Here is a 14,131-nt window from a genome sequence, read left to right as displayed (position 1 = left end):
GTCAAATCTCCTCATCGGTTCTGTCGCAGTCGAAAATGGTCTTGAAGATGTCAAATACGAGCGCCTGCTGTTCCAGGATCAGTGCCTTGAGCGTTCCGAAATCCGGCTCGTTCACGATTTGCGCCAAATGCTTCTTCGCTGGGACGCCGAGCTTTTCCTCGTCGAGCTTGCTGCCGACGATGAGGCGGGTCACCTGCTGCAGGCGATGCCAGAACCTGCCGGCCTCGATCAGGCGATCGCCGATCACGGGTTCAATGAGGCCGAGAAGATGCGCCTCGCCCAGCGCAATAACCGGGTCACCGGCCACGATGCTCGGGAAGTCGACGGCGTGCTTGAGAATGAGATATTGCGAAATGAAATCGATATCGACCTGACCGCCGCGGGCATGCTTGAGGTCCCACATGTCGTCGGTCCGATACTGCATGCCCATGCGACGGCGCATGTCGAGGATGTCGGTGCGCAATTTTTCCAGATCGCGTCGCTGGCAGATGACGCGGCCGATCATCGCCATGGTGTCGTCGGCAAGGCTGGCATCCCCGGCAATGGCGCGGGCGCGGGTCAGCGCCATGTGCTCCCAGGTCCAGGCCTCGGTCAGCTGATACTTCTCGAACGGGGCAAGGCCGCTGGCGATCGGGCCGGAATTGCCACTGGGCCGCAGGCGCATGTCGACTTCGAAGAGGCGCCCTTCTTCGGTCTGAGCCGTGATGGCGCTGATGACCCGCTGCGCCAACCGCGCATAATACTGGATCGGCGCCAGCGGTTTGGCACCGCTGGAAAGCGTCGTATCCCAGTTTTCGATATCGGGCGGAATGTCGTAGACGAAGACCAGGTCGAGATCCGATGTCATGGTCATTTCCCGGCTGCCGAGCTTGCCCAGCGCCAGGAAGACCATGCCGCGACCCGGCAGCTTGCCATGCTGGATCTGGAATTCGGCCTCGACCCGCGGGAACAGGGCCGCCAGGGCGCAATCGGCGACATCGGCTAGCAAGGGACCGGCGGCATCGCCATCGAGCGTACCGCGCAGGATGCGCACACCGATCTGGAATTGCTGGTCCTTGGTCCACCGCCGCAGGATGTCGAGCGCATCCTGGAAATCGCCGGCGAGGTCCAATTGACGTTCGAGATCGGCCGACAGCGTATCGCGATCGGCATTGGCGTCGTAAAGCCCTGCGGCGAGCACGCCGTCGAGCAGCGCCGGGCGCCGCGCCAATTGTTCGGCGAGCAGCGGCGCCGTGCCCATCACCTCGGCAATCAGATCCAGGAGGGCCGGATTGGAATAGAGCAGGGCAAAAACCTGAACGCCGGCCGGCAACGCGCGCAGGAAATCGTCGAAGCGGCGGAAGGCCGTTTCGGGATCGGCCGTGCGGCCAAGGGTCCCCAACAGGCGCGGCATCAATTCGGTCAGCAGCTCGCGCGCACGGGCGCTGCGCGTGGCGCGGTAGCGACCGTGGTGCCAGGCCCGGATCTGCGTCGCCACGGCACTGCCACTCGGAAAGCCCATGCGTTCCAGGGTCGAGACCGTCTCGGGATCGTCCTCGGTCCCGGTGAAGACCAGGCTGCCGGCAACACCCGCATCGGCACCGGCGAGCGTCGGCGCCTCCTCGAACAATTCAGCATAATGATCTTCGACCCGGCCGAGGTGATAGCGCAACGCCGCTTCGAATTCCGCCGTGCCGGCATGACCGCAGAAGAGAGCGACGCGGTCGAGCGCCGGGCCATAATCGGGCAGGGTCTGGGTCTGCTGATCGTCGATCATCTGCAGCCGGTGTTCGACCTGGCGCAGATAGCGATAGGCGGCGATCAGTTCATCGGCGACCTGGCGTTGGCATTTTCCGAAGGCGACCAGGCCTTCGATGGCGGGGCAGGTGGCGCGCTTGCGCAATTCCTTGGCGCGGCGCCCCCAGATCAATTGCTGGGTCTGGGCGAAGAACTCCACCTCGCGGATGCCGCCGCGGCCGAGCTTGATGTTGTGGCCGGCGACCGCGACTTGGCGATGGCCCTTCACGGCATAGATCTGGCGCTTGATGGAATGGATATCCTGGATGGCGGCAAAATCCAGGTGCTTGCGCCAGATGAAGGGGCGCAGGCGATAGAGGTAAAGATCGCCGGCGACGATATCGCCCGCCACCACGCGCGCCTTGATCATGGCGGCACGCTCCCAGTTCTGGCCCATGCCCTCGTAATAGGTCTCGGCCGCCAGGGTCGAAATGACCAGCGGGGTGGAGGCGGGATCGGGGCGCAGGCGCAGATCGATGCGAAAGACATAGCCGTCGGCGGTAGCGTCCTGCAGCAATCGAACCAGGTTGCGCGCCAGGCGCACGAAGCATTCCTGGGCCGTCTTGCGCCCCTTGTAACGGACCTTTTCCCGTTCGAAGAGGAGAATCAGGTCGATGTCGCTGGAATAGTTGAGTTCGCGGGCCCCAAGCTTGCCGAGGCCAAGCACAATGAGGCCGCATTCGCGCTCCGGCTCATCCGGGAAGGGCAGGTCGATCTCGCCCGCGCTGGCAAGGTTTCGCAACAAGTGGCAGATGCTGGATTGCAAGGCGACGTCAGCAAACTGACTGAGGGCGGCCGTCACCTTTTCAAGCGGCCAATGGGCGCTGATATCCGCCACGGCGACGATCAGGGCCACCCGCCGGCGCGCCCGCCGCAATGCCTGCATTAACCCTGCTTCGTCCAGGTTTTCCAATGCCTTGGGTGTGACGGCGATCACGACATTGTTAAAGACAGAATCGATATCCTGCGTTAATAGTGCAAGAAAAGTATCCGCTTCTGCGAGCAGGCAGCGGCTCAAAAAGGGAGAGTTGCCGAACAGTGCCTTGAGGAGGGCTTGTGCCACGGGTGTTGTCACAATCGCGTGCTGGGATTGTGGCAGGATCTGCATGAGCTGTTCGAGGTGGAGTTCAACCTGTCGCGGATCGCTCGGGCGCGGCAGTGAGGCGGGGTCGATGGCGGCGATGTTGGGTGATGACATTGTTCGGCAATCGGCGGCGGGGAAACCGAGAGACTGCTGAAGCATCTGGTTCCGGTCAAGCTATTGGTTGCGCGCTGGCTGTTGGTTGCGCTGTGGCAATTGGTTGGTTCAGGAAGTGAAACCCTTGGTGTTGGCAGGTGTTGGTTCTGGATGACGTATTTCTGCCAAGACCATCTGGTGATCGGAGCTGACCGCGCGTGATTCGCCGTACCACCATCATCACGCTCGAGATTCTCGGTGCCGCCCTGGCGGGCGCCGCGATCATTCTTGCGTTCCTGACCTGGCGCCTGACGCAGGAAGGACCAATTCATCTGCGGTTCCTGTCGTCCTATGTCGAACAGGCGCTTATCCGTAGCGATCAGCCCTATCGCCTGGCGGTCGACGATACCGTGTTAACCTGGGCCGGGTGGGACCGCGCCCTAGATGTGCGCGCCATCAACCTGCGTGTGCGCGATCAGGATGGGCGTGAACTGGCCAATCTGCCAGAAGTATCGATTACCTTCAGCGCCCGCGCGCTTTTCAAGGGGCTGGTGGCGCCCAGCAAGATTGAGATCATCGGTCCCAAGCTGACCCTCATCCGCAACAAGGACGGGTCGCTGGCCTTCGGGCCGGGCGGCGTCACCAGTGAACCAACCACGAAGAACAGCGACGGCAGCTTCGAAGCGCTGATGCTGCTGGCGGGCGATATGCTGGAAACGCCGGATCGCTCGAAGCCCACCGGCTATCTCACCTCGGCCGCGATCCTCAATGGCAGCGTGCAGATCGTCGACAACGTCACCGGCCTCACCTGGCAGGCGGACAATTTCGGTGCCGAGGCGCGGCGCGAACCGGGGGGCTTGGCCGGCGATCTTTTTGCCGCTTTGCCGCAATTCGGCGATCCGGCGATTGTCAGCGCCAAGCTCGATTACCGCCGCGACACCCGCAAGCTCGGGATCGATGCCACCGTCGCATCCCTGCAACTGTCGTCGCTGGGGTTGATTGAGCCGGCGCTGTCGGATCTGTCGACCACGGACCTTGCCATCACGGCCGCCGTGCAGACCTCAATCGAGATCGCAAACGCCCAATTGGGTGACCTGGGCGAGGTCAACTTCACTTTGTCCAGCGGCAGCGGGGCGCTGGACCTGCCAAGCCTCACCAAGCAGCCGGTGCCGGTCACCAGCCTCAATGTCGCAGGGCGGCTCGATCGCGATGGCGATGTGATGTCGATCTCGTCGCTCGATCTCGATATCGGCGGGCCGCGCATCACGGCCAAGGCTGATTGGCAGGGGGCCTTCAGCGGCAAGGCCGCGGATGGCGGCGCACCGGTTCTCACCGCCGATCTCAAGGTTGTCGACCTGCCGGCCGAACTCCTCGATCCCTATTGGCCGGAAATGGCTGCGGCGGACACGCGCAATTGGGTCGTGCCGAATATTCCCCATGGCATGGTCGACGAAGCCAGCGCACATATGAGCCTGCGCCTGCCGGTGGATGGCAGCGGTGCCAAGGTCGAGGACATGATGGGGACGCTGAAGACCAGCGACCTTACGGTCCACTACCTGCGGCCGATGCCGCCCATCACCAAGGGTGTCGCCACCGCCGAATTCGATGCCAAGACCTTCACCGCCAAGATCACCGGCGGTGAGGTCGGCAATATCAAGATCAAGCAGGGTGATCTGGTCGTCACCGGTCTTAATGTCGAGGACCAGTTCATCAAGGTGGGTGGCGACGTAGCGGCACCGCTGCAGGATGCCCTGGCGCTGCTCGACCATCCGCGCCTCGGCTATGCCAAGAAGCTCGGCATCAATCCCAAGACATCCAGCGGCGACGCCACCGCGAACATCTTCTTCGATTTTCCGGCGGCAAAGAAACTGACCTTTGCCGAGGTCAAGGTGAAGGTCGCGGCGGAAATGCATAACGTCCAGGTGGCGAAACTGCGTTTCGACAAGGACGTGACGCAGGGCGATCTGAAGCTGACGCTGGACGAGAAGGGCATGAATCTGCAGGGGCCGATGGTCTTTGCCGACGTGCCGATGACCTTCGATTGGAGCCAGACGTTCGAAGACGATGCCGCTTATGACGAGCGGCTGCATGTCATTGGCAATGCGACCGCGGCACAGGTGGCGGCGATCGGCTTCGATTACCGACCCTGGGTCGATGGGGCATGCCAATGCGATGTCACATATACCACGCTGCCTGGCGGACGTTCGACCCTCAATGGTGCGTTCGATCTGACCAATGCCGTGCTCGACGTCCCTGCCGCCAAGTGGCGCAAGGAAGCCGGAGTCCCGGGGCGTGCGGATTTGACGCTCGAGATGGTCAATGAAAAGCCGGTCGCGATCCCGCAGTTCACGGTGACGGCCGGCGACCTGGCAACCGGCGGTGCGCTGCAATTTGCGGCCGATGGAACGATATCGCGGGTGACCTTGCCGGAGATCAAGCTCGGCGGATCGCATCTCCTTGGCTTCGATGCGGAGCTGAAGGAGGGCTGGAGTCTCATCACAGTGACGGGCGGCACGCTCGATGCCTCGCCCTGGATGGACGACAAGACGCAGCCGACCGAGGCTGAGTTGGCTCGGACCGGGCCGGAGCGGCAGCGGCCCTTCACGATCAAGGGCCAGTTGGCCGAACTTCGCCTGGGTGAAGGACGCGAGCTGACCAATGCCACGATCGAGGCGATCCACGATCCGTTCTGGTGGGATGTTGTGGCTTTCCAGGCGACCCTGCCGAGCGGCCAGCCGATCACGTTCGATTATCGCCCATCGAAGGCCGGACAACATGCGCTGAAGATCAACACCAAGGATGGCGGTGGAGCCCTCCGCGTGCTCGATCTTTATAATTCGGTCAAGGGCGGCACGCTGAGCATCACGGGGACGGTCAAGGACGACCAGCCCTGGCGGCCGCTGAAGGGCAAGATTTCCATGTCCTCGTTCCGCGTCATCAACACGCCTTTCGTGGCGCGCTTCCTGACCGTTGCGACCATTACCGGCGTGGTCGATGCCGTGACGGGCGAGGGGTTCCTGTTCGGTGGTGCCGAAGGGCGCTTCACCAAGACGCGGGGACTGATCGAGGTGTCGAAGTTCCGTAGCGCCGGTCCGTCACTGGGACTGACGGCGGCGGGCAAGATCGACCTCGACCGCAACAACGTCAACGTCAAGGGTACGCTGGTCCCGGCTTATGCGATCAACAGCGTTCTCGGCAACATTCCGCTGATCGGGGCCATCATCCAAGGCGGTGAGGGCGAGGGGCTTTTCGCTGCCACCTATGCCGTCACCGGCAATCTCAATGAGCCCAAGATTGACGTCAACGAATGGTCGGCGCTGGCGCCGGGCTTCATCCGCGACCTCTTCACCGATGACGGGACCGAGGGGCAAGAGCCTGACCCGGACGAAACACCGACGACCAAGAAGCCAGCCAAGCCGCAGAAGCCGGACCAGCCGCATCCCAGCGACTGAACCAGCGACGGGAAATGACGGAGGGACATATGTTGAAGCGCTTGTTGTGTTCTGCCGTGTTCCTTTTCACCGTCGCTTGCGCCGCGCCCCATGGCGGTCCGGTGACGCTGCGCATACTCGCTTTCAATGATTTCCACGGCAACATCCAGGCGGAAAAGCCAAGCCCCGGGCGATTGCCGGTGACCGTCAACGGTGAGACAGAGATGGCCGAAACCGGCGGTGCTGCGTATCTGGCGACAATGATTGCGCAGCAGCAGGCGGGTCATCCCAACAATATCATTGTGAGTGCGGGTGATCTGACCGGTGCCAGCCCGTTGGTTTCGGCCCTGCTCAAAGATGAACCGACAATCGATGTCATGAACCGGATCGGCCTTGGCATCAATGTCGTGGGCAATCATGAATTCGATTACGGCGCCGAGGAACTGCGGCGCAAGAAATCAGGTGACGGCACCTTCAAGGGCGCCACCTTCGATTACCTCGCGGCAAACGTGGTGGCAGCGGATACGGGTAAGCCTCTTTTTCCACCGTTTGTCGTCCGGTCATTCGGCGGCATCAAGGTGGGGTTTGTCGGCGTGGTGACGGCGGAGACGCCGACCATCGTTGCTGCAGCCGGGATCAATGGCTTGCGCTTTCTCAATCCGACCGAGGCCCTCAATCGCTATGCAGCGGAATTGCGCCGCAATGGGGTGGAGGCGATTGTCGCCATCATGCATGAAGGGGCCAGCGCGCCTGCCGATATCGCGCAGGACGGCGCCGCCTGCCAAGACATGGTCGGCGCGTTGAACGACATCGTGGCCGCGGCAGATCCGGCGATCGACCTCTTCATCACGGGCCACACGCACCAGGCCTATGCCTGCCGCCTCAACGGCCGATTGGTCTCGCAAACGGCGAGTTATGGCCGCATGCTGAGCGTCATCGACCTGACGCTCCAGGGTGGCGATGTGGCGGCAGCGGCCGTGCGCAATGTGCCGGTCACGCATGACCTGAAGCCGGACGCGCAAATCGCGGCGATCGTCGCGGCGGCCGAAAGCAAGACGGCACCGATCCGGGCGCAGCCGGTTGGAACGCTCGCAGTCCCTTTATCGCGCAAGCCGAATGCCAGCGGTGAATCCGCCCTGGGTGATGTCATTGCCGATGCGCAATTGGCGGCCGGGCGCCTGCTGGGGGCGGAGATTGCCTTCATGAATCCGGGCGGCATTCGCCAGGATCTGCCGAGCAATCCGGCGGCGGGCCTTGCTGTCAGCCTGGGCGACCTTTTCGCCGTACAACCCTTCGGCAACAACCTGGTGGCGATGGATTTGACCGGCGCCCAGATCAAGACGTTGCTGGAACAGCAATGGCTCGACCAGCCGGCCGACCGCAAGCCGCGCATCCTGCAGATCTCGGCTGGCTTTAGCTATTGCTATGACGATCGGCGGCCAGAGGGTGACAAGATCCTTGGCGACACCCTGCGCCTTGGACCGACAAAACTGATGCCGGAGCGCCGCTATCGCGTGGTGGTCAATTCTTTCCTTGCCGATGGCGGCGACCGCTTCATTGCATTGCGGGAGGGCGCGAACCGCGTGCAAGGCGACAGCGATCTCAATGCCTTCAAGGACTATATCGCCAGCCAGGGCGACCACTTGCCGGCGGACCCGCAGCAACGCATCTGCAGCAAAGGCTAGGCGGCTGTCCCACGCAGCGGCGACGTGCAATGGGACATGCTTCACAACTTATTAACGAGTTGGGCTGATATTCCTTAGGATAAACAAAGTGTCCTGGGAGTAAAAACCATGAGCGTTGGTAAACCGGCGGGTGGTTCGCTTGCCGTCAAGATTCTGTTGCCCATCCTGGTTGCCCTTCTGGCCGGGCTGGCGCTTTCCACCTGGATCACCGTTTCCAACAGCAGCACCACGGTGGGTGATCTCAGCAGCGGGCTGGGTACCGAGGTGGCGACCAATGCCGCTGAAAAGGTCAGCAACGTCATCGCCGGTGCCTTCGGCTCGGCACGGGCGACGGCCGCAAACGCGGTGGGGCAGATCGCCGGCAAGGCGCCGAGCCGCGCTGCGATGTTGGCCTCGCTGCAGAAGCTGCTCGATGACAATCCCAATTTGCTGGCGACCTGGGTGGCGTTCGAGCCCAACGCCTTTGATGGCAAGGACGCCGAATTCGCCAAGACCGATGGGCATGACGACACTGGCCGCTTTGTGCCCTATCTGGCGCGCGGTGCGCCGCTGACGGCGCTCACCGATTATACCAAGCCGGGTGCGGGCGATTACTACCTGCTGGCCCATGACAGCGGCCAGGAGCAATTGCTGGAGCCTTACCCCTATGTCGTCAACGGCAAGGAAGTGCTGATGACCAGTGCCGCCGTGCCGATCGTCGTCGACGGCAAGGTGATTGGTGTCGCTGGCATCGATTTGCTGCTGGAAGGCCTCAACGGGCTGCTCGGTGAGATGAAGCCGTTCGAGACGGGATCTGTTTCGCTGGTTTCAAATGGCGGTGTGTGGGCGGCCTATAGCGACGCCAAGTCGCTGGGCAAGCCGATCCAAGAGATTTCACCGTCCCTCAATGCCGCGCTGGAATCGATCAAGAAGGGCGAGCGTTTTGAGATGGCGGATCATTCTGCCTCGCTCGATACCGACGTCACGCGCATCTTCATGCCGGTGGCAGCAGGCCTATCAAACGACCGTTGGTCGGTGATGGTAAACTTGCCGGAGGACAAGATGCAGGCACCGGTCAACAAGCTGACCAACACGGTGCTGATCGTCTCGGGCATCATCGTCGTCTCGCTTGGTATCATTATCGCCTTGCTCGTGCGGTACGTGGCGACGAAGCCGATCCATGCCTTGACCGGTGCGGTCGAGGGGTTGGCGGGCGGCAATACCGCGCTTGAGGTGCCGCTCACCAAACGCCGTGACGAACTCGGCGTCATGGCGCGCGCCATCGACTTCTTCAAGGAAAAGCTGATCGAGGTCGACCGCCTGCGCGACGAGCAGAAGGCGTCGGAACAGCGCCTGGCCAACGAACGGCGCAAGGCCATGCTGGATCTCGCCGACAGCTTCGAGGCCGCCATCAAGGGCGTGGTCGAGGGTGTTTCCTCGGCGGCCACGGAATTGCAGTCGAATGCCAGCTCGCTTTCCGGCACGGCGGAAGAGGCGACGCGCCAATCGACGGCGGTGGCCGCGGCAACCACCCAGGCCTCGGCCAATGTGACGACGGTCGCAGCGGCGGCCGAGGAGCTTTCCTCCTCGATCACGGAAATCAGCCGCCAGGTGGCAGACAGTTCCACCGTCGCCCGCACGGCGGTGGACGAGGCGGCCAAGACCGGCGAGACGGTGGAAGGGCTGGCGGTCGCTGCCGAAAAGATCGGCGGCATCGTGCAGCTCATCAACGATATCGCCAGCCAGACGAATCTGTTGGCCTTGAACGCCACGATCGAAGCGGCCCGCGCCGGTGAAGCCGGCAAGGGCTTTGCCGTGGTGGCCTCAGAAGTGAAGAACCTTGCCTCGCAGACCGCCAAGGCGACCGAGGAGATCTCGGTCCAGATCGGTGGCATGCAGCAGGTGACGCGGCACGCCGCGGAGGCGATGGGGCATATCCGCGCCACCATCGCCCGCATCAACGAGATCGCCTCCGGTATTGCGGCGGCGGTTGAAGAACAATCGGCGGCGACCAAGGAGATCTCGAACAACGCCCAGCAGGCGGCGAGTGGCGTCGACGAAGTCGCCCGTAATATCGGCGGCGTTAACGAGGCGGCGAACGAAGTGGGCGGGGCTGCGGGTGAGGTGCTGGGTGCTTCCTCCGAGCTCTCGCGCCAGTCGGAAGCATTGCGGCGTGAAGTGGATTCCTTCATCGCCAAGGTGCGGGCCGGCTGATACCAGCCATCGCCGCGACAAAAAGAAAGGGCGGGATCCAATGGATCCCGCCCTTCTTCGTTCGGTCGGAGGTAAACTTCTATTTGGCGGCAGCAACCGCGCGGCCGGCCAGCACGCTGATCAGATGCGCCCGGTATTCGGCCGAGCCATGGAGATCGGTATTGAGATGACCGGCGGGGACCTTCGCCCCCTTGGCGGCATCGGCGGTGAAATTCGCGAGCGCCGCTTCCACTTCCTTGGCCCGGAAGACGCCTTCCTGACCGGCACCGGTCACGGCGACCCGGACACCGGCCTTGGTCTTGGCGACAAAGACGCCGACCAGGGCGAAGCGCGACGCGGGCTGCACGAACTTCTCGTAACCAGCCTTTTCCGGTTTGGGAAAATGCACGGCGGTGATGATTTCGCCATCTGCCAAGGCGGTCGAGAACATGCCTTGGAAGTAGTCATCCGCCTTGATCTCGCGCTTGTTGGTGCGGATCGTGGCGCCGAGGCCGAGGACCGCCGCCGGATAATCGGCCGCGGGGTCGTTATTGGCGAGCGAGCCACCGATGGTGCCCCGCGCCCGCACCTGCCGGTCGCCGATATGGGCAGCGAGGTGGGCGAGGGCGGGGATGGTCCCTTGCACGATCGCCGAGGAGGCGACTTCGGCATGGGTCGTCATGGCGCCGATGGTGAGGCCGTCACCTTCGGCCTTGATGCCTTTGAGGTCCGCAATCGCGCCGAGATCGACGAGATCGCTGGGTGAGGCAAGGCGCTGGCGCAAGGTTGGCAGGAGTGTCTGCCCGCCGGCGATGATCTTGCCGTCGCTGGCCGATCCCAAGGCTTTCACGGCATCCGCCGTGGAAGCGGGACGATGGAATGCGAAATTGTGCATGGTGTCCTCCCTTATTCCGCGGCTTTGGCGCGGCCGGCCGATTGAATGGCCTGCCAGACCTTGTGGGGTGTCGCCGGCATCGAGATATCGCTGACGCCCACCGGCCTCAGGGCATCGAGAACCGCATTGATGACGGCAGGTGGCGAACCGATGGCACCCACCTCGCCAACACCTTTCGACCCCAGCGGGTTATGCGTGCACATCGTGGCGTGGTTGGCGACGACGATGTTCGGAACATCATCAGCACGCGGCATGGTGTAGTCCATGTAGGAGCCGGTCAGCAGCTGGCCGGTTTCCTGGTCATAGGCGCAGTTCTCAAGCAAGGCCTGGCCGATACCCTGCACCACACCGCCATGCACCTGGCCCTCGACGATCATCGGGTTGATGACGCGGCCGATATCGTCGACGGCCGTAAAGTTCAGCACCTGCGTCACACCCGTCTCGGGGTCGATCTCGACCTCGCAGATATGCGTGCCGCCGGGATAGGTGAAGTTGAGCGGGTCGTAGAACGCCGTCTCCTCAAGCCCCGGCTCCAGCTCCGTGATGGGATAGTTATGCGGGACATAGGCGGTGAGGGCCACCTGGCCAAAGGTCACCTTCTTGTCCGTCCCCTTCACGGTGAACTCGCCGTTCTTGAAATCGATGTCGGCGACTGACGCTTCCATCAGATGGGCGGCGATGCGCTTGGCCTTGGCGATGATCTTGTCCATCGCCTTGACGATGGCGGAACCACCGACGGCCAGCGACCGCGAGCCATAGGTACCCATCCCGAACGGCACCTTGTTGGTGTCGCCGTGGCTCACTTCGACGCTTTCGAACGGCACGCCGAGGGTGTCCGAGACCAACTGGGCAAAGGTCGTTTCGTGACCCTGGCCATGGCTGTGGGTGCCGGTGAAGACGGTGACGGAACCGGTTGGATGAACGCGGATCTGGCCGCATTCGTAAAGGCCAGCACGGGCACCCAACGATCCCACCACGGCCGACGGCGCAATGCCGCAAGCTTCGATATAGGTGGAGATGCCGATACCACGCAGCTTGCCGCGCTTTTGCGCCTCGGCCCGGCGTGTTTCGAAGCCCGCCCAATCACCCAGTTTGAGGGCAAGATCGAGCGTCGCATCATAATCGCCGCTGTCATATTGCAGGGCGACCGGGGTCTGGTAGGGGAAGGCGGTCTTCGGAATGAAGTTCTTCCGCCGCAATTCGACGCGGTCGATGCCGGTCTCACGCGCCGCCTTTTCGACCAGCCGCTCCAGCAGATAGGTCGTCTCCGGTCGTCCGGCGCCACGATAGGCGTCGACGGCGACAGTATTGGTGAAGACGGCCTTCACCTCGGCATAGATGGCCGGCGTCGTGTAGACGCCAGCCAACAGCGTGGCCGAAAGATAGGTCGGTACGCAGGGCGCGAAGGTTGAGAGATAGGCGCCCATATTGGCGATCGTGTTGACGCGCAGGGCGAGGAACTTGCCGTCCTTGTCGAGTGCGAGCTCGGCATGGCTGACATGATCGCGGCCTTGCGCATCGGAGATGAAGGCTTCGGAGCGGTCCGACGTCCATTTGACGGGCTTGCGCACCTTTTCCGACGCCCAGGTAACGAGCGCCTCTTCCGAATAATGGAAGATCTTGGAGCCGAAGCCGCCACCCACATCGGGTGCTACGACGCGCAGCTTGTGTTCCGGAATCTGCAGCACGAAGGCGCCCATCAGCAGGCGAATGACATGCGGATTCTGGCTGGTGGTGTAGAGCGTGTATTCACCGGTCGCCCTGTCGTAATCGCCGACGGCCGCGCGCGGCTCCATGGCATTGGGCGCCAGGCGCTGGTTGACGAGGTCGAGCTTGGTGACGTGATGCGCCTTGGCAAAGGCCGCATCGACCGCCGCCTTGTCGCCGATATGCCAGTCGAAACAGGTATTGTTCTTGGCATCCGGCCACACTTGGGCCGCACCCGCCTTGTCGGCGCCGGCGGTCGAGACGATGGCCGGCAGTTCCTTGTAGGTGACGTTGATCGCCTCGGCGGCATCGCGTGCTTCTGCCAGGCTTTTGCCGATGACCAGTGCCACTTGGTCGCCGACATGGCGAACGCGGTCCTTGCACAGCGGGAAATGCGGCGGCTCGATCATTGGGCTGCCGTCTTTGCTGTGAATCTGCCAGCCGCAGGGAACGCCGCCCTTGTCGTAATCGGCACCGGTAAAGATGGCGACCACGCCGGGCATGCCTTTGGCAGCCGCCGTGTCGATCTTGACGATCTCGGCGTGGGCATGGGGCGAGCGCAGGATATAGGCATAGGTCTGGCCGGGACGATTGATGTCGTCGGTATAGGTCCCGCGGCCGGTGAGGAAACGGAAATCTTCTTTGCGTTTGGGCGAGGCGCCGATGCCGGTTGCCTGTCCTGAATCAGCCATGGCTTACCTCCCTTTTCCGGCTTGCATCGCGCTGGCGCCCGCTTTCACCGCCTTCACGATGTTATGGTAGCCAGTACAGCGGCAGATATTGCCCTCGAGGCCGGCGCGAATTTCGGTCTCGCTCAGGTTGTTCTTGCCCTGAACGAGATCGATGGCGCTCATGACCATGCCGGGCGTGCAGAAGCCGCATTGCAGGCCGTGATTGTCGCGAAAAGCTTCCTGCATCGGGTGCAACGTGTCGCCGGTCGCAAGGCCTTCGATCGTCGTTACCTGCGCGCCATCCAGCTGAACCGCCAGTACATTGCAGGATTTCACCGCCTTGCCATTGACATGCACGGTACAGGCGCCGCATTGCGCGGTGTCGCAGCCGACATGAGTGCCGGTGAGTTCAAGTGTGTCGCGTAGGAAATGAACGAGCAGTGTACGTGCTTCGACATCCGCCGAAACAGCTTTGCCGTTCACCGTCATCTTAACGGTGGGCATTCGATCCTCCCTTGAGTTGCCGTGGCTTGGCGCCACGCGCTGCCTTCGTTTTCAATCGCGTCTTCCCTGATCCAGACGCGTACCAAGATCGATGAGAGAATTAAGATTGCCCG

The 14,131-nt window shown here is 62.7% G+C and carries 7 protein-coding genes; 3 read left to right on the top strand and 4 right to left on the bottom strand.

The annotated features are described in order from the left end of the window. Window position 1: 1 nt before the first annotated feature. A complete protein-coding gene (locus SMD31_RS02270; protein WP_320499045.1) occupies window positions 2-2,974 on the bottom strand; it encodes a bifunctional [glutamine synthetase] adenylyltransferase/[glutamine synthetase]-adenylyl-L-tyrosine phosphorylase in 2,973 nt (990 codons plus the stop codon). Window positions 2,975-3,171: 197 nt separating this feature from the next. Between SMD31_RS02270 and SMD31_RS02265 the strand changes: the two genes are divergently transcribed. From SMD31_RS02265 to SMD31_RS02255, 3 genes are all read left to right on the top strand, one after another. After that, window positions 3,172-6,405 (top strand): YhdP family protein, encoded by a 3,234-nt coding sequence (locus SMD31_RS02265; protein WP_320499043.1) that lies wholly within the window; start codon window positions 3,172-3,174, stop codon window positions 6,403-6,405. Window positions 6,406-6,434: 29 nt separating this feature from the next. After that, window positions 6,435-8,069 (top strand): bifunctional metallophosphatase/5'-nucleotidase, encoded by a 1,635-nt coding sequence (locus SMD31_RS02260; protein WP_320499041.1) that lies wholly within the window; start codon window positions 6,435-6,437, stop codon window positions 8,067-8,069. A gap of 108 nt (window positions 8,070-8,177) precedes the next feature. Further along, window positions 8,178-10,262, top strand: coding sequence for a methyl-accepting chemotaxis protein (locus tag SMD31_RS02255; RefSeq protein ID WP_320499040.1), 2,085 nt, complete (start codon window positions 8,178-8,180; stop codon window positions 10,260-10,262). A 79-nt stretch (window positions 10,263-10,341) separates the two neighbouring features. Here SMD31_RS02255 and SMD31_RS02250 read toward each other — a convergent pair whose 3' ends face one another. From SMD31_RS02250 to SMD31_RS02240, 3 genes are read right to left on the bottom strand one after another with little or no spacing between them, the layout of a single operon-like run. Continuing rightward, on the bottom strand, window positions 10,342-11,136 hold the full coding sequence (locus SMD31_RS02250; protein ID WP_320499039.1) for an FAD binding domain-containing protein: 795 nt from the start codon (window positions 11,134-11,136) through the stop codon (window positions 10,342-10,344). Between the two features lie 11 nt (window positions 11,137-11,147). Next, window positions 11,148-13,535 carry a xanthine dehydrogenase family protein molybdopterin-binding subunit gene (locus SMD31_RS02245; protein ID WP_320499038.1) on the bottom strand — a complete coding sequence of 796 codons (2,388 nt, stop codon included), beginning with the start codon at window positions 13,533-13,535 and terminating at the stop codon, window positions 11,148-11,150. Window positions 13,536-13,538: 3 nt separating this feature from the next. Then, on the bottom strand, window positions 13,539-14,018 hold the full coding sequence (locus tag SMD31_RS02240) for a (2Fe-2S)-binding protein (protein ID WP_320499037.1): 480 nt from the start codon (window positions 14,016-14,018) through the stop codon (window positions 13,539-13,541). Window positions 14,019-14,131: the final 113 nt, after the last annotated feature.

It is taken from the genome of Dongia rigui (genome assembly GCF_034044635.1).
GTDB lineage: Bacteria > Pseudomonadota > Alphaproteobacteria > Dongiales > Dongiaceae > Dongia > Dongia rigui.
This window is presented reverse-complemented; position numbering and strand designations above follow the sequence as displayed.